Annotated in this window: 18 protein-coding genes and 2 pseudogenes; 10 read left to right on the top strand and 10 right to left on the bottom strand. The window is 60.1% G+C overall.

What is annotated here, in order from left to right; all coding sequences use genetic code 11:
• Positions 1 to 88: 88 nt before the first annotated feature.
• Entirely contained in the window at positions 89 to 2197 is a 2109-nt protein-coding gene (locus EKD05_RS20155) for an alpha-galactosidase (protein WP_129676504.1), read from the bottom strand.
• Positions 2198 to 2792: 595 nt separating this feature from the next.
• Here EKD05_RS20155 and EKD05_RS20150 point away from each other — a divergent pair.
• The 3 genes and pseudogenes from EKD05_RS20150 to EKD05_RS20140 all read left to right on the top strand — a co-directional run bounded on the left by EKD05_RS20150 (position 2793) and on the right by EKD05_RS20140 (position 6526).
• A complete protein-coding gene (locus EKD05_RS20150) occupies positions 2793 to 3854 on the top strand; it encodes an alpha/beta fold hydrolase (RefSeq protein WP_129676502.1) in 1062 nt (353 codons plus the stop codon).
• Between the two features lie 749 nt (positions 3855 to 4603).
• A pseudogene (locus EKD05_RS20145) lies at positions 4604 to 5737 on the top strand (DUF262 domain-containing protein); the annotation flags it as partial.
• Between the two features lie 165 nt (positions 5738 to 5902).
• Positions 5903 to 6526 (top strand): MBL fold metallo-hydrolase, encoded by a 624-nt coding sequence (locus EKD05_RS20140; protein WP_129676500.1) that lies wholly within the window; start codon positions 5903 to 5905, stop codon positions 6524 to 6526.
• 178 nt (positions 6527 to 6704) lie between these two features.
• Here the strand turns inward: EKD05_RS20140 and EKD05_RS20135 are convergent, their stop codons facing one another.
• From EKD05_RS20135 to EKD05_RS20095, 8 genes are all read right to left on the bottom strand, one after another.
• A complete protein-coding gene (locus EKD05_RS20135) occupies positions 6705 to 7694 on the bottom strand; it encodes a 3-oxoacyl-ACP synthase III family protein (protein WP_129676498.1) in 990 nt (329 codons plus the stop codon).
• A 21-nt stretch (positions 7695 to 7715) separates the two neighbouring features.
• Positions 7716 to 11954, bottom strand: a complete 4239-nt coding sequence (gene mutS, locus EKD05_RS26850; protein WP_165360845.1) for a DNA mismatch repair protein MutS — start codon at positions 11952 to 11954, stop codon at positions 7716 to 7718.
• Between the two features lie 4 nt (positions 11955 to 11958).
• On the bottom strand, positions 11959 to 12507 hold the full coding sequence (locus tag EKD05_RS20120) for a shikimate kinase (RefSeq protein WP_129676496.1): 549 nt from the start codon (positions 12505 to 12507) through the stop codon (positions 11959 to 11961).
• A gap of 61 nt (positions 12508 to 12568) precedes the next feature.
• Complete coding sequence (locus EKD05_RS20115; RefSeq protein ID WP_129676494.1) at positions 12569 to 13246, bottom strand: hypothetical protein; 678 nt, start codon at positions 13244 to 13246, stop codon at positions 12569 to 12571.
• 87 nt (positions 13247 to 13333) lie between these two features.
• Positions 13334 to 14773, bottom strand: coding sequence for a hypothetical protein (locus EKD05_RS20110; RefSeq protein ID WP_129676492.1), 1440 nt, complete (start codon positions 14771 to 14773; stop codon positions 13334 to 13336).
• Between the two features lie 115 nt (positions 14774 to 14888).
• Positions 14889 to 15221 (bottom strand): circadian clock KaiB family protein, encoded by a 333-nt coding sequence (locus tag EKD05_RS20105; RefSeq protein ID WP_129676490.1) that lies wholly within the window; start codon positions 15219 to 15221, stop codon positions 14889 to 14891.
• Between the two features lie 9 nt (positions 15222 to 15230).
• Positions 15231 to 16685: a circadian clock protein KaiC gene (gene kaiC / locus EKD05_RS20100; RefSeq protein WP_129676488.1), complete on the bottom strand. Its 1455-nt coding sequence runs from the start codon at positions 16683 to 16685 to the stop codon at positions 15231 to 15233.
• Positions 16686 to 16868: 183 nt separating this feature from the next.
• Complete coding sequence (locus EKD05_RS20095) at positions 16869 to 17504, bottom strand: cyclase family protein (RefSeq protein ID WP_129676486.1); 636 nt, start codon at positions 17502 to 17504, stop codon at positions 16869 to 16871.
• Between the two features lie 294 nt (positions 17505 to 17798).
• Here EKD05_RS20095 and EKD05_RS20090 point away from each other — a divergent pair, with 294 nt between their 5' ends.
• The 6 genes from EKD05_RS20090 (at position 17799) to EKD05_RS20065 (ending at position 25645) form a co-directional block, all read left to right on the top strand.
• Positions 17799 to 19355: a helix-turn-helix domain-containing protein gene (locus EKD05_RS20090; RefSeq protein WP_129676484.1), complete on the top strand. Its 1557-nt coding sequence runs from the start codon at positions 17799 to 17801 to the stop codon at positions 19353 to 19355.
• 241 nt (positions 19356 to 19596) lie between these two features.
• Complete coding sequence (locus tag EKD05_RS26430) at positions 19597 to 20331, top strand: hypothetical protein (protein WP_205703996.1); 735 nt, start codon at positions 19597 to 19599, stop codon at positions 20329 to 20331.
• Positions 20331 to 20798: a carboxypeptidase-like regulatory domain-containing protein gene (locus EKD05_RS20080; RefSeq protein ID WP_129676482.1), complete on the top strand. Its 468-nt coding sequence runs from the start codon at positions 20331 to 20333 to the stop codon at positions 20796 to 20798. Before EKD05_RS26430 ends, EKD05_RS20080 begins: the two co-directional genes overlap by 1 nt.
• A 159-nt stretch (positions 20799 to 20957) precedes the next feature.
• A complete protein-coding gene (locus EKD05_RS20075; RefSeq protein WP_129676480.1) occupies positions 20958 to 22382 on the top strand; it encodes an isochorismate synthase MenF in 1425 nt (474 codons plus the stop codon).
• Positions 22379 to 24247, top strand: a complete 1869-nt coding sequence (menD, locus tag EKD05_RS20070) for a 2-succinyl-5-enolpyruvyl-6-hydroxy-3-cyclohexene-1-carboxylic-acid synthase (RefSeq protein ID WP_129676478.1) — start codon at positions 22379 to 22381, stop codon at positions 24245 to 24247. Before EKD05_RS20075 ends, menD begins: the two co-directional genes overlap by 4 nt.
• 111 nt (positions 24248 to 24358) lie before the next feature.
• Complete coding sequence (locus tag EKD05_RS20065) at positions 24359 to 25645, top strand: DNA cytosine methyltransferase (protein WP_205703995.1); 1287 nt, start codon at positions 24359 to 24361, stop codon at positions 25643 to 25645.
• On the opposite strand, the pseudogene EKD05_RS27275 reads toward EKD05_RS20065, so the two are convergent.
• A pseudogene (locus EKD05_RS27275) lies at positions 25612 to 25842 on the bottom strand (hypothetical protein); the annotation flags it as partial. The gene EKD05_RS20065 and the pseudogene EKD05_RS27275 overlap by 34 nt on opposite strands.
• Before the next feature lie 125 nt (positions 25843 to 25967).
• Here EKD05_RS27275 and EKD05_RS20060 point away from each other — a divergent pair.
• Positions 25968 to 26642 (top strand): hypothetical protein, encoded by a 675-nt coding sequence (locus EKD05_RS20060; RefSeq protein ID WP_129676476.1) that lies wholly within the window; start codon positions 25968 to 25970, stop codon positions 26640 to 26642.
• Positions 26643 to 26991: the final 349 nt, after the last annotated feature.

Genomic DNA, 26991 nt, shown 5'->3' with positions numbered 1-26991 from the left:
GATGAGGTCTCGCAGACCTGTGCGGTCTCGCCCGTGTCGCGCATACCGGATGATGTACTGGATGACCATGAGCCGACGGTTATGTCGTTCACACCTGACGTATCTGCACCACGCAACTCGCAAAATCGTCGAGATGCAGATGCAGCCCGAGGTGCATCCATGCCGCGCCCGAGCGTACTTCGGGTTGGCCTTCAATTGTGTAGTGCCGCTGCGGGTCAAGCCCTTGCAAGCGCAACGGTGGTAGCCGCGTCTGCGCCGGCAGGTGGGTGCGAAAGGCAAACAGCACTGCTTCGGAGCGATCAGGTGCGACGTACAGTACCGCCGCGAAGGCATGGCGCTGCGGTGAGCGTAGTCGGTATAATGCACCGAACTGGACGAGCGTGCGGATCGTTTTGTACTGGGCGATCAATGCTGCCGCTTCGTCCCGCTCCTCTGGTGTCCACTGCGCCAGGTGCCCACCAAGGCCCAGGATGCCGCACATGCTGACATGGAAGCGGAACCGCAGTGAGAGATGCGAGGCAGGCAGATCGGCGACCCAGGCGTGCATCGTATTCGCGGGAAAGATCTGCGAAAATCCTTCCTGCATCGCCAGGAAGCGCGTCGGATCGATGTTGTCGCTCAGTTGGAACTGATCGGCCAACCGCATCAAGCCGAGATCGACCCGCCCGCCACCGCCTGAGCAGTTCTGCCAGACAACGTGTGGGTGTCGCTCACGCAGTGTTCCCCAGACCCGATAGACGCCTTCGATGTAGCGTACCCAGACCTCGCGTGGCTCGCCCGGCGCAGCAGGCCAGCCTGGCTCGCTGACGTTGCGGTTCATATCCCATTTGATGAAGTCGATGCTCTGCTCAGTCAGCAGGCGATCAAATTGGGCAATCAGGTGATCCTGCACGTCGGGCCGAGCCAGGTTAAGGATCAGTTGATGGCGGCTCTCGGTGCGGGCGCGCGTGGGAAAGTGGAGCACCCAGTCGGGATGCGTGCGGTAGAGCTCACTCTTCGGGCTGACCATCTCGGGCTCGATCCAGAGGCCAAACGCCATGCCCAGTTCATGCACCCGCCTGATCAGTGGCGTCAGTCCGTGCGGAAACTTGTGCGGATCAGGGCGCCAATCACCCAGCGCCGCCGTGTCATCGTTGCGCCCCGCAAACCAGCCGTCGTCGAGCACGAACAATTCTACGCCGAGGGACGCAGCGATTGCGGCCAGATCGATCTGCGACGCTTCATCAACGTCAAAGTGGGTTGCCTCCCACGAGTTGTAAAAGACCTTCTGCACCTGCCGCGCACCGGGCAAGATCACCTCACGGATAAAGGTATGCCAGCAGCGGCTCATGGCGCCAAAGCCAGCCGCGGTGTAGCCTGCGTAGCTCACGGGTGTCGTGAAGGTTTCGCCGGCACCGAGGCGCCAGGCAAAATCCCAATCATTCAGGCCAAGGCCGATGCGTGTCGAACCGAAATCGGTCACTTCAGCCGCGATCTGCCAGTTGCCGCTCCAGGCGAGCGCCCCGAACCAGACCTCCCCCGTGCCTTCATCGGCCCCTTGCCCCAGATCGATGGCCGGATCGCGATCGACCGCGAACCAGGGGCTATGGTGGTGACTACTCGCCAGCCGACGGCTCTCCAGGCGCTTGACCCCTTCGCTGAGCGGCTCGTGCCGCAGGATCGCTTCGTCCAGATGGCGACCGACCATATGGCGCAGCCGGTAACGCCCGTCCTGCGGCAGATGCCAGAGTGCCGACCAGATCCGCTCGATCAGCATCGGTTCTGTCCCGAGATTCTCGATGCGCACCGCTCGCTCAAGCAGATCATAGGCTTCATAGAGCCGATACAAGAGCGTGACGCGCAACGGGTAGAACCCATCTTCGAGCGTGATCGCCAACGTGGGCACCGGCCCTGGCAGGATGGTCGCCCCCACATAACCGAGCACCACATTGCGGACACCGTCGGCAAACGTCACTTTCAGGCATGGCTCAATGAAGGTGTTCCCGGTATAGCCGGGGAACTCTTCAGGCGTCAATTGAGCCGGAAGGTTAAACGAACTCCAACCGCCAGGACTCGGCGGCGGCGGATAGTCAGCCAGATCGGGGAGGCGTGGCCCCCAATAGCAATGCGTGAGCGCCCCAGCGTCATTCAAGCCGAGCGCATACGCAGTTGACCTCGTTGCCAAGATCCAGCCGGTAGAGTTGGTGAAAATAGGCATACGCAGTGCCTCACTTGAGCGGATTCATTGCTTGAAAACCATAAGCCTGCACCCCAGAGCAACCCGTCGACGTTTCAGATAGCCTCTTCTATCAATTACCGTTGAGTATGCACCCCGCCAGGGCATCCCCCGGACCCGGCCCCCGGCCGGCAGGGGCACCCCTTGCGGGTGCCCAGCCCCCGGCCGGTAGGGGCACCCCTGGCGGGTGCCCTGATAGAGTGTCTCTTTGTATCCGGTTTCGTATGATGCAATCGCCCTGCGCCCTATGCACGAAGGCAGGGCGTTTGGCACTACATCATGGTATACTAAAAATACCAAGTCTGTGCGAAGCAAGCGTTGTTGGTTTTCCCCGCTCGTGGGGATGGTTTCTGTGCCCTGCTTGAGGGCCAGGCTCTTTGCCTCGCTCAAAAGACGGTGGGTGGGGCGGCAGGTGGTGCGACCGAGGGGGTTCTTGGTTGTCAAAGGGGGATTCTTTGCATCTCAATGAGGAGAACGCACGTATGATGATGGATGGCTATCGCACGCGGGATGACGAGGGAGTCGCCAGGTGGGACGAGCAAGGTGCGCGTTCCCATTGCGCCGAAGGAGGAGCAGCATGATTGAGAATGCGTACTATAGCCCGGAGTTTCACGGCGAGTATGAACTCGTCAGCATTGGTCGGCTTGAGCTCGAAGAAGGTGGCAGCATTCCCGACTGTCAGCTCGCGATCACGACCTGGGGGACGCTGAATGCCGCCAAGGATAACGCCATTCTGATCCCCACCTGGTATTCCGGCACCCATCAGATCTGGCGCGATGTGTATGTTGGCCCCCAGCATGCCCTGAACCCGGAAAAGTATTTCATCGTTGCGATCAACCAAATTGGCAATGGCCTGTCGACCTCGCCGCATACGGCGACCGGCCCCAATGCGGCGATCGCCATGGCGAACTTTCCCCGCGTGCGGATTGGCGATGACGTGGTGGCGCAAGAGCGTCTGTTGCGTCAACACTTTGGCATCGAACGGCTCCAGTTGGTCGTTGGCGGATCGATGGGCGCACAGCAGACCTACGAGTGGGCGGTACGCTTTCCCGACCAGGTGCTGCGTGCGGCGCCGATTGCCGGAACAGCCCAAAATACGCCCCACGACTACCTGTTTACCGCGACCCTCAACGAGGCGATCTGGTCTGATCCAGGCTGGAATGGGGGGAACTATCGCGCACACACCGAGGTCATCACCGGTTTGAAGCGCCAGGCCCGCCTCTGGGCGGTCATGGGCTTCTCGACCGAGTTTTGGAAGCAGGAAATCTGGCGCGGCATGGACTTTGACTCGAAGGAGGCCTTTCTGACGGGCTTTCTCGAGCCGTACTTTACGGCGATGGATCCCAACGCGCTGCTGTGTATGGCCTGGAAATGGCAGCACGGCGATGTGGCACGTCATACGAACGGTGATCTGGCTGCGGCCCTGGGGCGGATTACGGCGCGAACCTTCGTGATGCCAATCAACGAAGATATGTTTTTCCCGGTACGCGATTGTCAGGCTGAGCAAGCACTGATTCCGGGCAGTGAATTACGCGTGATTGACGATCTGCTTGGCCACCTGGGGCTGTTCGGGGTTGCCCCAACCTTTATCCAGCAGGTTGATCATCACCTTGGCGAATTGTTGAACACGCCGGTGTAAAGAACCGCGCTGGGCCACTTCGCCACAAAAAAGACTGGTTGTTTTGACGCAAAGGCGCAGAGGCGCAAAGATATGGAAAACCTCGCAAAGAAGGCGCTTGTTTTGACGCAAAGGCGCAAAGGCGCAACGTTTTTCGCGTACGTGAGCGAACTCTTCGCGCCTTCGCGTGAGCTTCTTTGCAAGATACTGTTGGCAAACGAGCGTCGGTGGGGAAGCAAGCTCCTCAGCCAGGCCATTTGCGGGCCTGAGTGGGGAGTGACAGCGCCACAACGCCTGTTTTGCCTCCTCAGAGGGGACAACATGGTTAAAAACCGAGTTTGCCAACAGTATCTTTGAACCGCATTGAGATGAGGCCTCGTCGGTGCGGAATGCATCGGGTTTCCGGTGGACAGCGGTGCATACCTGATTGAGCAAGCCGGGGTGTTTTCGGTAATAAATTCATTCGTACTTCTTGCTTAGAGATGAATCTACGTGTACAAAAACTTCTCTGATGCATACCATTTGATCAGCTTGAATGATACGGCATGTCGTATCCTAGGCACAGAAGAAGCGGCCTCGCAGCGACCAGGATCGTGGATAGGCGACAAACGTGCGGCGTAAGGCGATGCAGGGCGGGTTTAGGTGGTATCATCGCGGCAGAGCACGGGTAAGGCTGATCGAGGCTGCAGAATCGCTGGCTACTTCATGTTAGGCCTCCAGAGAAACGCTGTGAGTGAACTGGACGACTTCCTGAAAACGAGACGTTGAGCATGTCCACACAACGCTATTCCGTCACGCCGCACCCAATCGAAACGCTCCTGACTTGGGTCAAGTCGGGCGAGATCGCTATCCCCGAGATCCAGCGACCGTTTGTATGGGAGCCGACCAAGGTTCGGAACCTCCTCGACTCGCTCTATCAGGGCTATCCGATCGGCTACCTCATCGCCTGGCGCAATCCGACGGTGAAGCTCAAGGACGGCACGCCTTCGGCGGGCAAGCGTATTCTGATCGACGGCCAGCAGCGAGTCACTGCGCTGATGGCTGGGCTGCTCGGGCGTGAAGTCCTGACAAAGGACTACGAGACCGTCCGTATCCGCATCGCCTTTAACCCGCAGACGGAGAAATTCGACATCGAACCGGTCACCGAAATCTTTATCCGCGTGAACTCCGCCGGGGCCGAGCTTTCCCAGGCCGACTTCGCCATGTCGAAGATCGCCGCCAACGAGACTTACGGTGGCAACATGCTGCGCAAGGCGATCGACTACTTCTGCCACCTCGCCGTGGCCCCCGACTTCCTGGGGCGCATTGAGAAGGGCGACAAGGCCTTCGCCGCCTCCGAGTTCCTGCCGCACATGCGCTGGTTGAAGGATGTCAACGACGACATCTACGACCCGACCTATACCGACATGCTGCGTGTGGCATTCACCTCGGAGTTCGGGCGCGGCAAACTGGCGGACCTCGTCGCGTTGCTCTCGGGTCGTAACTTCGAGACCAAGCAGTACGAAGACGCCATCGCCGAGGCGTCGTTCGGGCGGCTCAAGCAGGGTGTCCTGCGCTTCATCAACAAGACGCACTTCGACCGCATCACGATGATCCTGCGTTCGGCGGGATTCGTCACGAGCGACCTGATCGGTGGCCAGAACGCCGTCAACTTCGCTTATATCCTGTACCTGCGCGGCCGCGCCGAGAACGTACCCGCCGCGGACCTCGAACAGTTGGTGCGGCGCTGGTACGCTATGTCGATCCTGCGCGGGCGCTATACCGCCAGCCCCGAGACGGCCTTCGACTTTGACATCCGCCAGGTCGAGGCGCGCGGGCTGATGGCCTACGCCGAGTCGGTGATCGATACCGAGCTGCCCGAGAGCTTCTGGACCGGAATGCTCCCACAGCTCATGGACACATCTTATTCCGATTGGTCAGGTTATAGAGGACTTGCTCCTGGTAGCAGAGGCGAGTACCGAAGATGAGTGGCAGGGACACATGCTCTATCTGCCTTTGCGCCAATAGAAGCGGCTGCCAGCAATGGCGTGCCGCCGAACGGCAGGGCGTTCGGCAGCACGCAGCGAACTATGGATAAAGTAACACCCGTGACGATTGTGAACGTTGGTTATCGCTCAACCAACTATTGGGTTGTAAGCGCGGGCGCTTCTCGCTTGCTTGTTGACATCGGCTGGCCAGGGACCCTCGGCACCATGAAGGCGAACCTCAAGAAGATGGGGATACCCCTCCGTGAGATTCGCTACGCACTCGCGACCCACTATCACATTGACCATGCAGGGCTTGCAGAGGAATTGAAGAGGGAAGGCGTTCCCCTCCTCGTACTCAATGTTCAGGTTGAAGCCATCCCCATCATGAAAACTTGGACAAAGCCATGGGACAACTACGTTGATATTACAGCGAATGGCAACGTCACCATCTCATTTGCGCAGAGCCGCCAGATCCTCAGTCGGATCGGAATTGCAGGAGAAATCCTTCATACGCCCGGCCACTCTGATCATTGTGTCTCGCTTCTCCTTGATGACGGAGCAGTCTTTACCGGGGATCTCCCGCCGGAAGTCTACGCCTTCGACAACCCTGTCACGCTGGCAACCTGGAGACTCCTCCGAGAAAAGGGTGCTACCCGGGTGTATCCCGCACACGGTCCTATAAGGTCAATAGACGAAACGCCAGATGAACAATTCACGGCTGCGTGATACGGCCGCCAAGCGCAGTCGCTGTGATATACTACCGCATGCGGTCACGAAGCGAGAAAATGCAAGAATCGCGAAAGTTTTTGCTGGTGCTGCCTGGTGCCGATGCTCGTCGCGCTTCACACGGCTGCCAGTGGGGCGGCTAAAGGTCACGTTGGGCGGCCTGCAATCTGAAATCGTCTTAAAAGATCAGCCCAATCGCCCCCAGCGTGAGCCCCGCCCCCGTGCCAAGCAGAACCACTCGGTTGCCCCGGTCGATCCGTCCATCGGCAACCGCTTCGGCGAGCGCCAGCGGGATCGAGGCGGCAATGCAGTTGCCCCGTGAGGGCAGGTTGATGATCAGTTGCTCGCGCCGAAAGCCGTAACGCCGGGCGAGGATTTCCAGGGCATGGCCGCTGGCCTGGTGGGGTACGACGGCGTCTATCTCTTCGCGCGCCCAGCCAGTGCGGTCACAAAAGCTGTCGAAGAAGGGCTCAAAGAGCCGTGCGGCTTTTTTGTAGATCGCTGACCCGTTCATCGCAAAGGTGTTCATCTCTGGGGTCGTCGTCGGGTCGTTCGGGTGGTGCAGGGTGCCGCCGCCCAGGATCGCCGTCAGGTCGGCCCCGCTGCTGTAGGTCGCAAATTGCTCCCAGACAACCGCACTCGCTTCGTTGGCGGGCGTGCGGACGATCACAGCGGCAGCGGCGGCGTCGCCAAAGAGCACGGCACTTTCGGGTTCCTTGGGGTTGAGTGCGTAGCCCGTGCGCTCACTCGTGATGATCAGCGCTGTCCGGTAACTGCCGGCGGCTACCAGGTGCGCAACGCTCTGCAGGGCCACCAGAAAGCTGAGACACGTGGCATCAATGTCAAAACAGGTGCTGCCTCCGTCGGGTGCGCCAAGTTCACGCTGCAGATAGGCGGCGGTGCAGGGGATCGCCTGCTGCCGCCCGCTCGCTGCCGCGACGATCAGGTCAACGTCGTCGATGGCAAGCCCGGCGGCAGCAAGCGCACGCTGCCCCGCGATGGATCCCATGCGCACCGTTGTCTCGTGGGTCGCCCGGCGTCGCTCTTTGATGCCTGTGACCCGCTCGATCCAGCCCGTTTCCAGGCCGTAAGCGGCTTCAAGTTCCGCATTCGCGACGATGCGTTCGGGAAGATAGGATCCAAGACCAGCGATTTTGACATGCAACATAGAATAATGTTTCTGCTTCTCTCAACGATGCTCGTCACCAGCCAGACGCTGCAACTCGGCGAGCCGGTTCAGGGCGTCGAGCGGGGTCAGTTCGTTGATGTTGAGCCGACGGAGGTAGGCGATCACGGGACTCGGCGCAAGGTCAAAGAGGCTCAGTTGCCCTTCAAAGGGCGGTGCGTTGAGCGCGACCGGCGCTGGTTCGACCAGAGTCTCTGCTGCAACGGGCCGTGGCGTGTGCCGTGCTCTTGGCGCTGCTGCTGTCTCGTCGTGGGCAGCGCGCTCGTCGCCTGGCTCTGCACTGTCGCCGTGATCCGCTGGGCTACGTGGCATGGTCGCGTCGTCGCGGCGCCCGCGTGATGGCAACGCAACGCCCTCTGCCGGGTCGGGAGGCGTCTGTTCAGTACCTGCTTCGCCGGGGGCAAGAGGCTCTCCGGACTCTTTCCCCAGTTGCTTGCTCCGCTCTCCTTCGAGTTCACGCAGCAATGCGCTTGCCCGTGCGATCACGGCCTGGGGAATGCCCGCCAGTTGTGCGACATGAATGCCGTAGGAGCGATCGGCCCCGCCCCGGCGGAGTTCGTGCAAAAAGACGACCTGGCCCTCTTTTTCGACCGCTGCCATATGATAGTTGCGCAGGCGGGGCAACACCGCTTCCAGCGCGGTCAGTTCGTGATAATGGGTTGCAAAGAGCGTGCGACAACGCAGGCGCGGTTCGTTGTGAATGTATTCGACGACCGCCCGCGCAATCGCCATGCCATCGTAGGTCGAAGTCCCGCGCCCAACCTCATCGAGAATGATCAGGCTCCGCCGGGTGCTCTGCAAGAGCAACGCTGCCGTTTCGGTCATCTCGACCATAAACGTGCTCTGGCCGGTCGCGATGTCGTCTTGCGCCCCGATCCGCGTGAAGATCCGGTCAACTAGGCCAATCGTTGCGGCTTCAGCGGGCACAAATGAGCCTATCTGCGCCATCAGGACGATCAAGGCTACCTGGCGCAGACAGGTCGAGTTGTGGCTCACCAGGCCGTTGGCGAGATAGGCGTGATCGTGGTCCACCGACAGATCATACACCTCGGCCTCGCCGGGGGTCAGGCTGACGACCGGGTCGTCGAACGGGCGTTGCTTGGGCATGCGGAGGCTGCGCTTGGGATGCAAGAGCACGTCATTCGGCAACGCATCGAGCGGTAACCCGACCATCGTACCTTCAACCGTCGCAATGAGGCCCAGGTTGAGCAACAAGAGTTGCACCTGCTGCGCAATTGCCGTTGAGGGCATGAGCCACTGAAGTATGCCGGAGGGCTGGAATGAGGCGAATTTGCTTGCACAGAGACCCTGCAAAAAGGCGACAATGGTCTCGCGAGGCGCTCCGAGCAGCGCGGTTGGCAGGGTGCATACGCAATCGGCAGAGGAGGTCGCCGTGCAACAAGCTCGCTCTGGATGGGCTTGCGCAAGGCTGTCATCAGCCGCCGTAGGCAAGGTCTTATCCACCTGTGAAGCATTGCGTAGTCTGTCAACTATGTTTGCTGGCATGCCTGGGTACGCGGGCGTCCCGCCCGCTTCCGGAGCACCAGCGGGCGGGACGCCCGCGCACCCAGGGCGCGAAGTATCACCAAACTTCACACAGCGCCCACCCGTCACCGACAGGATCTTGCCTCGACTCCCCAGGTCATGCCCAAGTTGATAGGCCTGGGCCGGGGCGATCGTTGGATCACGCCCCCAGAGATTGACGCCGCAGACGAGGGCAACCCTGTCACCGGGTTGCAGGTCACCGAGGCAACGCCACACCTCGTGGCCGTCGGGTTGCCGCACGCGCACGCGATGCTCGGGCGTGCCCTCAAGCGTAAAGCCGTGCTGGGTGGTCAGCCTGATGGTCGCCTGACGGCCCCCGCAGTAAAAATGGGTCGCCTCACGGGGTTGCTCAAGGCCTTGCACTACCCTTCCGAGGGGCGCAAATGCGCCCTCGACAGCCTCAGATGGCATCAGATCGGCGATCCGCACCAGGCCGTGCTCACTAAAGACCAGGGTCGCGCCGACGACACATTTGCCGGCCATGTTGGGGCCAGTGATGATCAGCAGTTGCGCCTCGTCGGTATCGAGCCGCAGATCATTCGGGACAAACGCATCTTCGAGGACTTGCTCGACGACGGGATGGCGTCCGGCGGTAATCTGGAGGCGCGTACTCGCTTCGAGGTTTGGACGGGCATAGCGCCCGCGCACCGCAGCCTCGGCGAGCGAGGCCATCGCATCGAGGTGCGCCAGCGCTCGCGCCGCTCTGCGCAGCCGCTCGATGCCTTTGCTCAGCGCCTCGCAGAGCCGCCCGAAGGCATCGCGTTCGAGATCGGTCAGTTGCAACCTGGCCCGATCAATGATCTGCTCGTACTCTTTCAGTTCAGCCGTAATATAGCGCTCGGCACTGACCAGCGTCTGTTTGCGCTCATAATCTTTTGGAATCAGCCGCTCATCCACGTTGCGCGAGAGCTCGATATAGTAGCCAAAGACATTGTTATACCCAACCTTGAGCGCTTTGATCCCGGTACGCTCGCGCTCTTTGCCTTCCAGGCGATCAATAAATTCCTGCGCATGACGGCTCGCCTGCACCAGCGCATCCATCCGTGGGTCAAAACCGGGGCGGATCACGCGCCGCGGGCGTTCGCCGCCCTCTTCGGCAGCGCGCAAATAATTGGAAGCCCCGAGCAGCGCTGGCGGATCATCATCAAGCCCCGCCTCGAGCAGGGCGAGCAGATCGCCACATGGATCAAGCAGCGGCTGCTGCGCCACCACCGCGTCTTCAGCGTCCCCAAAGAGATCCTCATCGGTCTCACGGGAGGGCGCTGCCGCCACCGCATCGTTGTGCGCTGCCTCCGCTGGCAAGAGCTCAGCGAGGACAACGCCAACCGCTGCCAACACCGCCGGCAGCGCCCGCAGCGAACTGCGCAGCTGCACGAGGTCACGCGGGGTCGCGACGCTGTTGCCCTGCGCAATGCGATTGAGCGCCCGTTCCATGTCACCCACCGGGCCAAGCGCCTCACGCAACGTAGCCCGCAACACCGTCTCTTCGACCAACCGCGCTACGGCCGCCTGACGGGCCAGCAGCGGCTCCAGTTCCAGCAACGGCTGATTGAGCCAGCGCCGCAAGAGGCGCGCCCCCATTGGCGTACGCGTACGGTCGAGCACGCTGATCAGCGCGGTCTTCGCCCCCTGGCGCTGTGGCTCAAGCAACTCAAGGTTACGCCGCGTCTGTGGATCGAGCAGCATAAAACTGCCCGTTGCATAGACGCGCAGCGTATTGAGCTGAGCGGCATGGTGGCGTTGCGTCTCGTGGACATACTGGAGCAACGCGCCAGCCGCGCGGGTTGCCAGGGGGTGTGCATCGAGACCAAAGGCGGCCAACGAACTGACACGCAACTGACGCAGCAACACCTCGGTCGCCTCACGCAGATCCCAGCGCCAGGCAGCCCACGCCGTCACATGGCCCTGCGTCCAGCGCGCCTCACTCGCCTGGTCAAGCCGCCGAGCGACCCGCTCGTGCGGCAAGAGCATGTCGCGCTCATCTTTGGTCATTGGCGCGAGATCCTGAGTCAAACGAGACTGCGACGGGGCAAACTCGGGCAGGCGCAGATTCTCAAGATCGGGCACCAACACCTCGGCAGCCTGGAGGCGCGACAACTCACCGTGCAACTGGGCTGCGCTGCGCTCACCATAAAATTCAACCGCCGCAAACTCACCCGTACTCAGATCGGCATAGGCCAACCCGATGGCTTCGCCTTCTACCAGGGCGGCGGCAAGATAATTATTCGTGGTCGCAGCCAGCATCGAGCTATCAACGACGGTGCCGGGCGTAATCACCCGGACAATCTCGCGATGCACCATCTTGCTGCCGTGTTCAGTGGGCGTCGTCTGTTGCAAGCCCGAGGCAAAGACCGAACGCGGGCGCGTATCATTGCGCGACGCCTCGGTCTCCGTCATCTGCTCGGCAATGGCCACCCGATAACCGCGCCCAACCAGATCGGTCACATAGCGCTCAACCGCGTGGTAGGGCATCCCGGCCATGGGCGCATAGAGCTTCTGCTGATCACGGGGCTTGCTCTTATCAACCGCATAATCTTTGCGGGTCAGCGTCACATCAAGCAACTCGGCGATCAGCTTGGCATCATCATCAAAAGTCTCATAAAAATCGCCAAACCGAAAGAGCAGAATCGCATCAGCCGCCTGATCCTTCAGCTTGCGATACTGGCGATACCAGGCATGAATCTCAATCCTCGCCATGAAGTCAACTCCGTCTCTCACGCACCAGTGCATCTGTATACGCAGCGACAATCTGATCGGCAATCGTCTCAGGCGTGAGGCCACTCGTCTCAACCGTCACATGGGCAACCTCGGCATACAAGTGCGCCCGGGCCGCCCGCATCGTGGCGAGGCGGGTGGCCGCCTCAGCGCCAAGGAGCGGGCGTTGTTCAGCGTCGGTGCGCAGGCGCGCCAGCAGCAACCCATCGGGCGCATCAAGCCAGACGACAAACGCATGCTCGCGCAGCAACTGACGATTCGCGGGTCGCAACACAATGCCGCCGCCCGTTGCCACCACAGCCAGTTCACCCGCAAGGGCCTTGGCGAGCGCCTCAGCCTCGCGCTCACGAAAGATCGCCTCGCCGTGGGTCGCAAAAATCATGGGCACCGGCATCGCAGCTGCGTGCGCCACAAGTGCATCGGTATCACAGAGCGGACGCCCAAGGCGTGCCGCCAGCACCGGCCCGACCGTAGACTTGCCCGCCCCGCTCAGCCCTACCAGCACAACTGGGCATTCAGCTGACCCCTGCGTCATGATCGCCTCTCACCTTCTTGATGTTTCCGCATATGATAGCACATTCTGTCCAAAGCATTCTTTACGGCAACGGCAGAATCTGCAAGCGCCCAATACCTGCCAGGCGCGCATCAACGAAAATATGGAGTTCATACACGCCAATGGGAAGCGGAGCTCCCGTGCTGAGCGTGATGCCACTGAGATAACTGCCCCCTTCCGGTTGCGGCAAGAGGCCACTCCGCTCAAGCGTTGGTTGGCGTTGCCCGTTGATGATCCATTCTTCGCGAAAGTGGCCCTCGCTGCTGTCGGTGATGCGAACCGCATAGTAGAGGGTCGTCAGACCAAAGCTGAAGCTTGTGCCTTCTTCAAGCAGTTCGTCACCATCGCGATCTGCACCAAAACGCAAATTCGCGCGTGGCCCTGGTGCCTCTGCTATTACCGGGATCCAGACCTGAAAGGGTTGCCCGTTCAACCCTCGCCCCGCTGAACCCCTGGCAGACCACGAAGGTAGCGCGGTTTGCTCTAGGGTCGTGCTCAGGAGCGAGGGGCGTTGTTCAGTGGATGGAAGGAACGGACGCTGCCAGACAAGCGGCAGGTTCATCAAAGCGACACTGGAACCAACACTCTTCTGCTGACGCGGAAGCGCTGTTTCGCTGGCGCTCAGCATGCCATCTTGATACCTACTTAGCAGAGCAAAGAGGATCACGAGGGTGCCATAGCGCCACATACGCAACCATCGGTAGCTGTTTTGCTGCTTCATCACTGCCCTCCTCCGCCCTAGCCTTCCTGCCCAAGCCTGGGCGCGAGGGTGTCTCGCACCCCGAGGCCGAGGCGCTCGCGCGCCCGGTTACCCTTGTTGCCGCATTGCATAGCGCAAGGCAATTCCGGCGATCATGATCAGCACCGCAATGAAGACCGGCACCGTCGTCAACCCGCGCCCCCCTGTCACCGGCAACGTCACAGGCTGGCCCGCTGCTTCCGTTGGCAGTGCCTCGGCACTGCCTTGCGTTGGCCCCGTTGTTGGCGTTGGGGTCGTCGTCACCAGGGTCGGCGTAGGGGCAACCGTGCTCGTCACCGTCGCGGTCGCGCTGGCCGGGGCCGGGGTCGGCTGCTCGTCTTCGATCGGCGCAACGACTGGTGTTGGTGTCGGCAACTCGGCCCCACCCGGGCCACGCAGGCGAATGCGTACCTCGGCCTCGCGGGGTGAGACGACCGCATTGCCAAACTCGTCGGCCACATTGACCGCATTGGCCCGATTGACGACGGCATCTTCAATCGGCCCGTTGACCCGATAGGCCGTCGTAAACGAGACCATCGCTTGTGGGGCCAGACGTTCGATGCCCAGGCTTGCCAGCAGATCATCCCAGCGCAATTCACCAGTCACCGGATTATGGAAATCGGGCGGCACACTCGCCCCGGTGAAGGTGAGCAGATCGGGGCGGTAGAAATCCACGACCGGCGCACGGACAATATCGGCGAACCCGTCGTTGCGCAGCGAAAGTGTAAAGCTAATCACCGGCGTATCAAGCTGCACAAAACTCTCGACAAGGGCCTTCTCGATCACAATGCGCCCGCCCTTGATCGTACCCCCGGCATTATCTTCAGCCGCCGCACCTCCTTCGCCTCCCAGTCCTTCGCCAGCCTCGACGCGCACCCGATTGATGACCTCATCCTCGATCGTGATCGCCCGAAAGACGACGATCACCTCGATCGTCTCACCAGGAGCAAAATCACCAAAGGTATCGCTCAGATTTGCCCAGCGTAAGATACCTGGTTCTTGACTCGTCGGCGGCGGCACCATCAACGCAACGACCGGATCAAGGATCTCAGTCTGATACTCATCAACAAGCGGAAGTTCCGTGATCACGGTTGAACCAGTATTGCGAATTTGAATCGTAAAAGTGAGGTACTGGCCGACCTGAACTTCATCACTACCAAGCAGGGTCTTGCTGATCTCAAGACCTACCTCCTGTGCCGGTGCCGGCAGTGGCGTCACGGTGCCACGCGTGGCCTCAGGTGGCGGCATTGTCATCGTAGGGCGAACCGTAGCTGTCACCGAGGCGGTGATCGTCGCCGTTGCAGGCGGTGATGAGGGAAGCGGCGGGCTAGGGAGAATGGTGGCAAAGGGCGTTGGTGTCGTATCTGGTGAAGGGGTAAACGATGGCGCTGGGGTGGGCGTGAACGTAGCAAGCGCCTGGACGAACGGTGCGGCCCGCACTTGGGGATCAGCCAACACAAGCAAACCAATACTTACGCAGCAAACAACAAGAGCGTGGAGTCTCGACATCGTCAACCTCCCGTCTTTGCGAAGGGCTAGCGCCCCCTGCCATTCCCGCGTACGCGGGAACCCAGCGCTTGCGCCTTTGCGTCAAACCACCCACCCACCTTGACGCGTATGCGCGTCAAGGTGAACGTTGCGCAATTTCAAGCCCCACGAGTACCCGCTCGGTATTGGAGAGATCGCCGATGATTTTCCGGATCGGCGGGGGCAAGGCCCGAATCAGGGTTGGCAAGGCCAGGATCTGATCCGTACTGGCCCGCTCAGGATCCTCGATCACATCGATCACCTCGATATGATGCTTGTCAGGCAGATGCTCTTCGCAAATTGCCTGCAAGTTGGCAATCGCCGTCAGTGAGCGCATCGTATGCCCCGCCACATAGAGCCGGAGGATCCAGAACTCGCTTTTGTCGCTCGGAAGATCCGGTAGATGCTTTGACCCATTCTGCTCACTCATCGATCCTCCCTATGATGTTAGCTGTAGGCTGGAAGAAGGTATTTCGATCAGACTGATCCCCTCCGACGAAAGCACAAGTTTACGGATTTGATTGGAATGCGCCATACCCCGCGATTTCAGGATATACAACCCGCGGTTGCGTTTGCCGTGCATCTCAAGGTTGCGCACGAGCAGCCATGAGTCCACGAGCGACGAAACGCCAATATCGGTTCCCTCGGGATCCTGACCCATCTCGCTCAGGCTGGTCAGCAAGAGCGTGATGCCATGCTGTTTGCAGAAATCAATGAGCCGGGTGAAGAGTGCTCGTACTTCGCTATTGAAGCCTTGGGAGATCAAGCTGGTGATCGGATCAATAATGACGACGGACGGTTTGATGCGGGCGATCTGGTCGGTAATGGTCGCAAGATGCAATTCCAGGCCAGCGAGGGTCGGGCGTACGGCGTGGAAATGCAAATATTGCTCGGTAAACGCAGGCCGTAGGTCGATCCCAATCGAGCGCACATTGCGCATAATCTGCGCGGGCGACTCTTCAAAGGCAACAAAGAGCGCGTGTTCGCCACGAGCACATGCCGCTGCCGCAAACGCTGAAGAGAGACTCGTTTTGCCTGTCCCGGCCGTCCCTGAAATCAGAACCGTACTCCCTTTATAATAACCACTCCCCCCGAGCATTTCGTCAAGCCCGGCTACCCCCGTGCTGATCCGCTCGGTGCCTACATCATAGTCAAGGCCGAGCGCCGTGATTGGAAAGACCGTGAATCCGTGTTGATCAATTAAAAAGGGATACTCATTGGTGCCGTGCATCGTACCCCGGTATTTGACAATGCGTATCCGGCGGGTCGAGAGTTGCGAGGTGACCCGGTGATCGAGCACGATGACACAATCGGCAACATATTCCTCGAGCCCGTGCCGCGTGATCGTGCCGTCACCGCGTTCGGCGGTGACCACCGCAGTTACCCCGCGCTCTTTGAGCCAGCGAAAGAGCCGCCGCAACTCGGCGCGGATCAACGCTTCGTCGCGGAGCCCGCTGAAGAGCACTTCGAGGGTGTCGAGGGCGACCCGTTTGGCCCCAATTCGCTCAAACGCATGCGCAAGCCGAATGAAGAGCCCATCAAGCGTGTATGCCCCGACCTCTTCAATTTCACTGCGCTCAAGGTAGATATGCTCAATCCACAGCAGGCCGCGTTCGCGCAGATCGTCGAGATCAAAACCCAGCGAGGCCACATTGTCCATTAATTCATCGGGGCTCTCTTCAAAGGTCACAAAGACCCCCGGTTCGTTGTAGAGGGTCGCTCCACGGACGAGAAATTCCATGGCCAGAAGCGTTTTGCCGCATCCTGCGCTACCAGCAACCAGCGTCGGGCGTCCCTGCGGTAGGCCACCAGCCGTGATTTCATCAATCCCATAGATGCCAGTTGGTGTTTTTGCAAGGTGGTGAGGGGTTGAAGTAGAAATGGTGTTGCTCATAAGACTCTCCTCTTTGTCCACAACGACGCGGTCTGGTGCCCTCTTACACCAATTGGAATTGAGCAATCCGCATCGCTCGTGCTGCCAGCGCACGCCGGAACGCCATACGCGGCAAGCTAAAATCTAAAATCTGCAATCTGCAATCTAAAATCTGCAATCTGCAATCTAAAATCTAAAATCACATTACCCCTCAACCAGAACAGCTCGTACTGGTGCGCCATCAACACCTTGCAATTTGAGCGGTAGGCAGAGAAGCGTTGCTTTTCCCGGTTGCACGTCAGTCAAGATGATCCCTTCAAGGATCAGGACGCCATGCCCCAGCAAGATATGATGCGCAGGCAGGGACGGCGTATACGGAGGGTCGACCGACAGATAATCAATGCCCACAAGCCGCACCGCCTGCTCTACCAGATAGCTCGCGGCTTCAGGCGTCAGGTAGACATAATCATGATGGAACGCAGGTTGCGCAAGCAAGCCATCCCTGGTATTGCGCGTACGGAAGAGTACCATCTCGCCGGGCTTGAAGCGATGGCAGGCAACCTCTTCAACGGTAATCGCGGTTGGATGCTCGATCGCGATGATCTGCGCAGGCCCACACAGATCGGCGAGCGGCACCTCATCGAGGCTCGCCCCATCGGCAAAAATGTGCCGTGGCAGATCGATGTGCGTCCCGAAGTGGGTGGTTGCGTTCTTGATCGCGGTAATATTGACGCCATCGGCAGCAATGGTGCAGTGCGGTTCAAGGCACACCGGCGCGTCGCCCGCATAGACCGGCATGGTCGCATTGATCAACATCGAAAGATCGTGGAGGATTTTCATTCCCTGCCCCCCTCTTGCCCATCCTGCCTTGCCTAGATTGTACCCCGGATTGCAGGATTCTGCTGACCGCAGTTTCGGCCTATCGTTCAACTACCCCCGTTAAGGGCAAAACGACAAGCTGTGGCTTGCGTAACACCCCCGCCACAAGCTGGAATTGCGCTACAGGAAGCCCCTGATCATCCGGGCCGTCAGGCTTCACCCTGATATGGGCTGAGACCTTCACAAATAATTTAATTGTATCGCTACGGTGGTATAATAGCCGCTAATGTGATAAGTGCTTGATAAAGTAAGCCCATGCCCTCGGTTACTGTACGCGATGTGCTCCGACTCGCCCTTCCCTTGGGAACTGCCATTTCCGCTGGTAGCGCCGGTCTTGGACGGCAGGTCACCTGGGTGGCGACGTTGCGTTCGACACTGCCTGCCTTCGCTGAATTGCGTGGTGGTGAGCTTGCGTTGCTCGCGGTTGATGCGATCCGTACCCTTGATACCCGCTTGAGCCTGGCTGTTCTGGTGCGCCGCCTTGGGCAGGCTCCGATTCCGGTCGCTGGGGTGGTGGCGTTGGGCACGATTACCAACGACGATGTCACGGCGGCGGAAGAGGCGCGCCTCCCCCTGCTGCAATTGCCTGAAGGTGCCGATCTGCGCGAGGTTGAACGCGAGATTACGCGTCTGGTGAGTGACTACGAGGCGCAGTTCGAGCGACGCGGGGCGCAGTTGTACGATCTACTTACGCAACGCTCGCTGGCCGGGGCCGGCTTGCCTGGCTTGCTTGATCTCATGGCCGAACGGACTGGTCAGAGTGTGGCGTGTTATGCGCCCAATGGTGAGTTGCGCGCCCAGCGCGGTCGTGGCTCGGCGCGGGTCGCGTTGCAGGCATTGCGCCCCACGGCAGCCGGTGATGCCTCGATGCTCAATCAGCAGATCTGGGTTGAATTGATCGGGCCGCGTGATTTTCCCACTGGCTATCTGGCGTTGGCTGGGACAGCGCTGGATACCTGGGATCGTGAGGCGGCCCAGCGTGGCGCGGCAGCCCTCGCCCTTGAACTCGCCAAAGAACAGGCCGTCCAGGCCGCCGAAGATCGCCTTCGGGGCGATTTTGTTTCAAATATCCTCAGTGGGCCACCGGGCGATCTCGCCGCCGCGCTGCAGCGTGGTCAGGAGTTGGGCTATACGCTGACCGTGCCGCATATGGCCGTGCTGGTGAAGATCGATGATGCCGGGCCGTCGGCCCTTGCCCGGCTCAGTGGGACAATCCAGAATGAGTTGACCCGTCGTGGCATTCCGGCACCGCTCTCGCGCCGTGAAAGCAGTGTGCTCTGTATGCTGCCAACCGCAACCAGTGCGCGTCCTCGTGAACTGGTTGACCAGTTGCGCGAGCGCTTGCTCATCGATTATCCGCAGGTCTTGTTGGCCTCGGGAACGCCAGTCGCGACGCTTGCCGAGTGGCGACGTTCCCTCGAAGAGGCGGAACAGGCGATGGTGCTTGGTCGCCAACTCTTTGGCCCCGGGCGCGTCTTGGCTTTTTCTGACCTCGGGGTCTATCGGTTGCTGGTGCGGCTGCGTGAAACGCCTGAACTCTGGACCTTCTATCGCGAGACGCTTTCCCGGCTTGCTGACTATGACCAGCGTCAGGGCGCTGATCTGATCAAGACCCTGGACGCCTATTTCAATCACCTTGGGAACCTGCGGGCCACCTCGGGGGCCTTGCATGTCCATCGCAATACGCTGCTCTATCGCCTCGAACGCATCAAAGATATCAGTGGCATGGATCTCGACAATGCTGAAGAACACTTTGCTCTCTGGCTGGCCCTGCGTGCCCACCGTGTACTTTCGACGATCGAAGAGGGCTAGGGTCAATGCCTTGCAAAGAAGGCGGCTGATTTGACGCAAAGGCGCAAAGGCGCAAAGGTTTTTGCGTAGGTGAGCGTAACCCTTCGCGTCTTCGCGTCTTCGCGTCTTCGCGTGAGCTTATTTGACAAGTATTGGGGCTAGGACAACTCGCTGGCAAATAGGTCTAGAGTTGGGCGACCCGGGAGCGCGGGCGGCCCGCCTGCATTCCCAGCAACGCACTGATCATTTCAGGAGGTCTCGTATGCAAAGGAGCATGAAAAAGACCGAACATGGGCAAGGCCTGGTTGAGTATGCCCTGCTGATTGCGTTGATTGCCATCGTTGCGGCGGCGGCACTCTCTGCCACGGGCAATTCGGTGGACGATGTCTTTGAGCGGATTGCTGGCCTCTTTCAAGACCAAGAGTCGGCCTGTACCCCCGTGGCAAGCGCAGGAACAGCCTGGGATCCGTCGCCTACCAATTCATTCTGGAAGGGTGGGATTACCCAGCAGGCCGATGGCTATCAGGTGTGCCCGCTCTGCATTGGTATGCTGCCAGGCTATACCGATAGCGATTATCGGCTGGATCTGTCGGGTGTGCAGGTCACCAATACAAAGACTTCCTGGAATGGTTATGGTGTCGCTTTTCGATCTGAGTATGGGCCAAAGGGTTTGAATGGCTACATGTTTGAAATCGAGCGCAAGAATAAAAACTCTGATACCGAGCTCTACTTCAGTAAGTGGGTGAATGGCAAGCAAATTAAAATACCTGGGGCTCTCGTAAGTTTGCCGACAGGCATTGATTGGAACAACCCGCCAGATATGAGTATTGCCGTCGAAGGTGATACCTTTACCGCTTACCTCGATGGCAAACAGATCTTGCAAACCAGTGACTCGACCTATGCCAGTGGCGGCGTTGGTGTGCTGGCAAATGATGGTACCCAGCTCAATTTCAGCGATTTCCAGGCCAAGCCGAGCACCTGTGAGGAGGTTCCATAATGTCAATGGAAGATTATCCTTCACTTGAGTCCTATAAAGATGGGATGCCGCCGAAATTGCCGCCAGATCCGTCGCGCAAGCGCCGCCAGATCTGGTATGTCATCATCGGCTTGAGTCTGCTGAGTCTTGTGCTCATAACCGTCACCTTCGTGCGTAGCGGCAATATGGCGTTGCTTGCTGGCACAGGTACCATTGCGGGGGCTGTCTATGATGAGCGTGGGCAACCCATTGTGGCCGAGATTTATGTCTTTGGCACGCCTCTTGCTGGTTTATCAGATCAGGCGGGGCGGTTTATGCTGAGTGACGTGCCAGCCGGTGATCAGGTGGTGGTGGTTGGCTATCGCAATGTTGGCCGTGAGCAGACGGTCAAGGTTGTGGCCGGCCAGGTGGTTGAGATCGGCGATGTGCGTTTTGTGGCCGAAGATTTTGAGAATGCATGGAGTCAGATGGAGGGGGCATTGCCATAAAAACCCCAGGTTTGTGCTGGTCGCAACAGCCAGCGTAGCTGGCTGTTGCGACCAGCTAAGTGAAGCTTTCTGGGGGACGGGGGAATTAATTTGGTATAATGAAGAAGGGTAGCGGTCGCTACCCTTTTTTGTCGGTTGTGCAGAAATGTGGTTGTGCTTATGCTTGGGATGAGTGTTGCGACAACGGCGCTGCGCAAGGTGCCCAGGATAGAAGAGCAGGCTGAGCTTGCGCGGCGACGTGCGCGACGCCTTGGTCGTCCGGTGTTGGTGAGTGTGACGGCTGAGGTCAAGGTGCGCGATCCGCTGGCGCTCTTTGCTCGTGGCATCGGGGTGACGCATAATCGTCTCTTTTGGAGTGTGCCGTCGCGTGGTCTGGCGGTGGCGGGGCTTGGGTCGGCCTGGAGTTTTGCTGCCAGTGGGCCTGGCCGTTTTGCGCAGGCGGCTGAGGCGTGGCGTGATCTGATGGCGACGGCGGCGATTGATGCCGATCCGGCGTTGCCTTTCAGTGGGCCGATGGCGGCGGCAGGGTTTGCCTTTGATCCGCTGCGCCCGAGCGATGGCGGGTGGGATGGCTATCCCGATGGTCTGTTGCTGCTGCCCCGTTTGATCCTTGCCACTGATGGCAACCGGGCAAGTCTGACGGTCAATGGTCTGGTTGGGCCTTCGACGTCGTCGATCAATCTGCATCTTTCGGCAGTGCGGCGCTTGCGCGATTTGCTCGGGCGTGCCTGGCGTGCGCCGCGCATCGGTGAGGCGGTGACGCTGCGTGATGCGTTGCCTGCGGGTGAGTGGCAGGCGATGGTCGCTGACGCGGTGGCTGATCTGCGTGCGGGCAAGCTCGAAAAGGTGGTGCTTGCCCGTGAGGTGCTTGCGCATACCGCCAATCCTTTTGATCCTGCGGCGACCCTTGCTGCGCTGCGGCGTGATTATCCCGAGACCTTTATTTTTGCGGTGGCCCGTGGTGGTCAGACGTTTCTGGGGGCTTCGCCGGAACGTCTGGTGAGTCTGCAGGGACGCACGGTGCTCGCCAGTTCGCTGGCGGGTTCGATCCGGCGCGGGGCGACTCCCGAAGAGGATGCGGCGCTCGGGCAGGCGTTGCTGGCGAGTGCCAAAGATCGTGGCGAGCACGCAGTGGTGACGCGGATGTTGCGCGCTGCCCTCGAAGCGGTCTGTACTCAGGTCTCGGCCCCGGATGAGCCAACGCTGATGCGGGTGCGCAATGTGCAGCACCTCTATACGCCGTTGACCGGGCAGATTATTGATCAGGCGGGGGTGCTTGATCTGGTCGAGCGGTTGCATCCGACGCCGGCCCTGGGTGGGCAGCCTCGTGAAACCGCGCTGGCCTGGATTCGTGAACGTGAAGCGCTCGACCGGGGCTGGTATGGTGCCCCGGTCGGCTGGATTGATGCACGCGGCCAGGGTGAATTTGCGGTCGCGATTCGCTCGGCGCTCGTGGGCAAGTATACCGCCCGCCTCTTTGCCGGGGCGGGCATTGTGGCCGATTCTGAGCCCGCTCGCGAAGAGCAAGAGACGGTGATCAAGCTGCGTGCGATGCTCGGGGCGCTGGGGGCAGGGAACCTATGACAACACATGACCACATTCGTGCCCTGACCCTCTGGGTGGGTACGTTGATTGACGAGTTGATCGCCGGCGGCGTGCGTGACATTGTTATTTGTCCAGGGTCGCGCAGTACGCCGCTGGCGCTGGCGGCGGCGCGCCATCCACAGGCGCAGATCTGGATGCACCTCGATGAGCGTTCGGCGGGCTTTTTTGCGCTGGGCCTTGCCCGTCAGCGCGGTCAGCCTGCGGCGCTGCTCTGTACGTCGGGCACGGCGGCGGCCAATTTTTTGCCGGCGGTCGCCGAAGCTGACCTCGCCCGGGTTCCATTGATCGTGTTGACCGCCGACCGTCCCCCCGAGTTGCGCGATAATGGCGCACCGCAGACGATCGATCAGGTGCGTCTCTTTGGGTCGCGTACACGCTGGGCGACTGATCTGCCGACACCTGATGCGAGCCCGGGGTTGCGGCGCTATCTGCAGAGTACGGTCGCCCGGAGCATCGCGACAAGCCTTGCTGCGCCGGCGGGGCCAGTGCATCTGAATCTGCCATTTCGTGAGCCGTTGGTGCCTGATCGCGAACTGCTTGCGGATCTGTTTGCAGGGCAAGCGACGGGCTCTGGGGCGCCCCTGGGGCCGGCGCAGGCGGCCTTTTTGCCTCCCCGGTTTTTCCCCGAAGATGCGGCTGGGTCGGCTGAGCAGCCATCCCGGTGGGCGACGGTGCAGGCTCGAGTTGGGGCGCGTCAGCTTGACGAGGCGACCGTGACGACCTTGGCGTCACGGTTGGCGACGACCGAGCGAGGTTTGATCCTCTGTGGCCCCGAGTGTGCGCCCGGGCTTGCGCCGGTGGTGACGCGCCTGGCGGCACGGCTGGGCTATCCGGTGCTGGCCGATCCGCTTTCGGGGGTGCGGTGTGGGCGGCACGACCGGACGATGGTGTTGGCGGGGTATGATGCGTTTGTGCGTGACGAAGCGTTCGCGGCGCGTTTTGCGCCCGAGCTTGTGCTGCGTTTTGGCGCGATGCCCACGGCCAAGCCGGTGCTGCAATTTTTGCAACGCCACGCGACGGCGCACCAGATCGTCATTGATGAAGGTGCCGGCTGGCGTGAACCGACGAGCCTGGCGGCGACGCATCTGGCGTGCGACAGTGTCACGCTGTGCCAGACGCTGACTGAGCGGCTGGGCCACGAGGCGACCGATGCGGCGGCGACGCAGCCTTGGGCGGCGGCGTGGCGCAGCGCCGAGGCCGTGACGCAGCGTGTGCTTGGGGAGGCGCTGCGGCAGCGCGCCGCCATCAACGAGCCGGGCATCTTTGCGGCGCTAGCCGAACTGTTACCGGACGGGGCAACGCTTTTTGTGGGCAACTCGATGCCGGTTCGCGACTGCGACACCTTTTTTCCTGCCGTCGAGCGCGAGATCGCGATCCTGGGCAACCGCGGCGCCAACGGCATTGACGGCCTCGTCTCGACGGCGCTTGGCATGGCGGCAGCGGGGGCGAAGCCGCTGGTGCTGGTGCTGGGCGACATCTCGCTCTACCACGACGCCAACGGCTTGCTGGCGGCGAAACTGCACCAGCTTGACGCGACGATCATCCTGATCAACAACGACGGCGGCGGCATCTTCTCCTTCCTGCCCCAGACAAGCGAGACTGACCGCTTCGAGTTGCTCTTTGGCACCCCCCACGGGCTCAACTTTGCCCCGTTGGCCGCGATCTACGGTGCGCAGTACACGCTCGCCGAGGACTGGGAGGGCTTCCGCCGCGCCGTGAGGACCGGCATCAGCGGGCGAGGGCTGCATCTGATCGAAGTCCGCACCGACCGGAACCAGAACGTCGCCGATCATCGAGTGCTCTGGCCGGAGGTTGGTGCGGCGTTGGAAGAAGTTGGGTTTTAGATTTTGGGTTTTAGATTTTAGATTGCAGATTGGGCGCAGCGCATCTGGAGGCGGGTGGCTGCGCGGTGAGGCTCGAAGAGGTTGGCTGGCACTGGACGAGGGGACAAGGCCTTGCAGGGAACAGAGCACATTGACACAAGCAAGCGACCCGTTGCGCTCAGCTTCTTTTCTGGCGCAATGGGGCTTGATCTTGGGCTCGAACGGGCTGGATTTGAGATCAAACTAGCATGCGAAGTTGATAAATACTGTCGTGAGACCATCAGCCGGAACAAGCCAGACATCCCCCTGATTGGTGATATTACTGACTATTCTGCCGAGCAGATCCTGCACTATGCTGGTTTGACACGCAGTGATGACATCGATCTCATTGTAGGCGGACCGCCCTGTCAAGCGTTCAGCACAGCCGGGCGACGGAACGGGTTTCATGACCAGCGAGGAAACGTCTTTCTGACCTATGTAGATCTAGCCTTAACCCTCAAGCCGAAATACTTTGTCATCGAGAATGTGCGTGGTTTGCTTTCAAGCCCGATGAAGCACCGACCGCACACCTTGCGCGGGCCAGCCTATCCTGATTTAGCCCTGGATGAACTGCCTGGCGGCGCGCTCTACTTTGTGCTCGACACGATCAAAAAAGCCGGCTACGCCTACTCATTTACCCTGTACAATGCGGCCCATTTTGGCACCCCTCAAATACGCGAACGGGTTGTCATTGTCTGTAGTCGCGATGGCAAACGGCCACCCTACCTCCAACCGACGCATGCGCAAAATAAGGCGCTGGACTTACCACCCTGGCGCACATTTCGTGATGCGACGGCGGATCTCGCTGAGCACCATCATATTGATTTTCCCGAGAAACGTCTGGTCTATTATCGCATGCTCAAGGAAGGGCAAAACTGGCGTGCGCTGCCTGAGGATCTGCAACGCGAAGCACTTGGCAAAGCCTTTTTTGCCGGTGGTGGCAAAACCGGCTTTTTGCGGCGCATTGCCTGGGACAAGCCGGCCCCGACCCTCGTGACGCATCCGGCGATGCCGGCGACTGATCTTGCGCATCCTGAAGAAGACCGACCGCTCTCGATCGAAGAATACAAACGGCTGCAAGAATTCCCCGATGATTGGCAGGTTGCTGGCCCACTGCTTGAGCAATACCGGCAAATAGGCAACGCTGTGCCAAGCAGTCTTGGGTTGGCGATCGGGCACCTGGTGATCAGCCTCTTGCGAGGTGAACCGTATCAGGAGCCTGCGTCATTCAACTATTCACGCTATCGCAACACGAATGACGCGCTCTGGATGCAGCAATTTGAGCGCATGCAGAGAGGGCGTTTTGAACAACAGGGAACCGAGTCGATATATCGTTCAAGCAGTGCTCCGACACAATTTTCGGCACTCATTAGTTTGTGAATTAACTTTTCTGGGGTCCTCAGCCGTCCACGAATTGTGGCCACGAAGCAACGAATACGTGCGTCACAAAGCCAGTCTTCGTCTCTTCGTGAGGGTTCTTCGTGGTCGGCGGCGCGACCGGGAAATGTAGTTCCCAGACTACAAGCTGCATATCTGAGCAAAGGCGCCGGCAAGACCTGCTTCGTCCCCTTGATCATCACTGTACTGAAGAGCTATTTTCCTGGCTTGGGTGACACTGAAAGACATGTTGTTTTCACCTCGGTAGTAGAGATACGTTGGGTTGATTATATAGCAGACCTAACAGGTTTGTAAAAGTACCCTTGTGTCAGGCGGCCCTACCTTCAATACCCAGGGCTTTGCGCTGGCCCACGATGACCCGTCGGCGCCACTGCGTCTGGTGCCCCTCGATACGCAGGGTCGCCCGTCGGCGATCGGCTTCATCATTCGCTCGGCCTCGGCCCAAGGCGGCTTCGAACTGGCTGAATTGATGACGCCTGGCGTCCAGCCGAACTGGCCTGGCCCCGCGTGGCAAGTGGCTTATGAGGGCGATTTCAACGGTGACGGCCTGAACGAGAAGGTCTATGTGTTACCTTCGACCATTGTGCCCGATCGGGCGACGTTTGATCGCCCAGGCTACGATGCCTACGATCGGGTCGCCCAGGAGGCGATGATCATTCAGGCGCAGGATGGCAGCCTGCGCATCCTGGCAACAATCAGCCCGACCGAGGTTCGTTCGGAACGCATGGTGCTGGCGACCCTGGCTGGAGTCAGCGGTCGTCGAGCGGCTTTTTTCATCGCCACGCCGCTCGACGAGGCTACCCCGCTGGCGGCCATCCCGCTCGACGGTGATGGCATGGGCTACGCGCAGGGCTTTGGCCTGCGCTGGAATCCTGACACCAGCCAGTACCGTCTGGTCAGCGGACCCGATGCCGCCCCGCCCCAGCCTGAACCGCAACCCACACCTGCGGTGGTCGTCACAGGCGATGCCTTCGCGTGAGCTTCTTTGAACAGTAGTGGGCCTCGCACCGACCAGGATCGTGGCTAGGCGGCAACCGTGCGGCGTCGCACTATACAGAGCAGATTTAGGTGATATAGTCATTGTTAATCATTTTGTTGTAAACAATACAAACGCCCAACAAGGTGATGCACCGGAGCCGGCGAAGCCGGCCCGGTGATCACTGACGTTAGCCGCCAGAGACCGATACACATTAGGGACTACGCAGTGGCATTAGGACGCACCCCGTCACCAAGGCGCTTCGTTATTCCGGCCTGACCGCCGTTTCTGCTTGGGTATAAACTTGCCAACCTTCACGGAAGGGTGTACATGGAGTGTTACCTGACACGAC

This window comes from Candidatus Chloroploca sp. Khr17 (genome assembly GCF_004138165.1).
GTDB lineage: Bacteria > Chloroflexota > Chloroflexia > Chloroflexales > Chloroflexaceae > Chloroploca.
The sequence above is the reverse complement of the archived record's forward strand: the minus strand, read 5'-3'. Positions and strand labels throughout refer to the sequence as shown.

What these genes read in the sequence shown, in the direction of transcription:
- EKD05_RS20095 (WP_129676486.1), bottom strand. Translation starts at nt 17,504, where the DNA reads ATGAAAATCCTCCACGATCTTTCGATGTTGATCAATGCGACCATGCCG.
- menD (WP_129676478.1), top strand. Translation starts at nt 22,379, where the DNA reads ATGACAACACATGACCACATTCGTGCCCTGACCCTCTGGGTGGGTACG.
- mutS (WP_165360845.1), bottom strand. Translation starts at nt 11,954, where the DNA reads ATGGCGAGGATTGAGATTCATGCCTGGTATCGCCAGTATCGCAAGCTG.
- kaiC (WP_129676488.1), bottom strand. Translation starts at nt 16,685, where the DNA reads ATGAGCAACACCATTTCTACTTCAACCCCTCACCACCTTGCAAAAACA.
- EKD05_RS20110 (WP_129676492.1), bottom strand. Translation starts at nt 14,773, where the DNA reads ATGTCGAGACTCCACGCTCTTGTTGTTTGCTGCGTAAGTATTGGTTTG.
- EKD05_RS20105 (WP_129676490.1), bottom strand. Translation starts at nt 15,221, where the DNA reads ATGAGTGAGCAGAATGGGTCAAAGCATCTACCGGATCTTCCGAGCGAC.
- EKD05_RS20150 (WP_129676502.1), top strand. Translation starts at nt 2,793, where the DNA reads ATGATTGAGAATGCGTACTATAGCCCGGAGTTTCACGGCGAGTATGAA.
- EKD05_RS20120 (WP_129676496.1), bottom strand. Translation starts at nt 12,507, where the DNA reads ATGACGCAGGGGTCAGCTGAATGCCCAGTTGTGCTGGTAGGGCTGAGC.
- EKD05_RS20135 (WP_129676498.1), bottom strand. Translation starts at nt 7,694, where the DNA reads ATGTTGCATGTCAAAATCGCTGGTCTTGGATCCTATCTTCCCGAACGC.
- EKD05_RS20080 (WP_129676482.1), top strand. Translation starts at nt 20,331, where the DNA reads ATGTCAATGGAAGATTATCCTTCACTTGAGTCCTATAAAGATGGGATG.
- EKD05_RS20155 (WP_129676504.1), bottom strand. Translation starts at nt 2,197, where the DNA reads ATGCCTATTTTCACCAACTCTACCGGCTGGATCTTGGCAACGAGGTCA.
- EKD05_RS20090 (WP_129676484.1), top strand. Translation starts at nt 17,799, where the DNA reads ATGCCCTCGGTTACTGTACGCGATGTGCTCCGACTCGCCCTTCCCTTG.
- EKD05_RS20075 (WP_129676480.1), top strand. Translation starts at nt 20,958, where the DNA reads ATGCTTGGGATGAGTGTTGCGACAACGGCGCTGCGCAAGGTGCCCAGG.
- EKD05_RS20115 (WP_129676494.1), bottom strand. Translation starts at nt 13,246, where the DNA reads ATGAAGCAGCAAAACAGCTACCGATGGTTGCGTATGTGGCGCTATGGC.
- EKD05_RS20140 (WP_129676500.1), top strand. Translation starts at nt 5,903, where the DNA reads ATGGATAAAGTAACACCCGTGACGATTGTGAACGTTGGTTATCGCTCA.
- EKD05_RS26430 (WP_205703996.1), top strand. Translation starts at nt 19,597, where the DNA reads ATGCAAAGGAGCATGAAAAAGACCGAACATGGGCAAGGCCTGGTTGAG.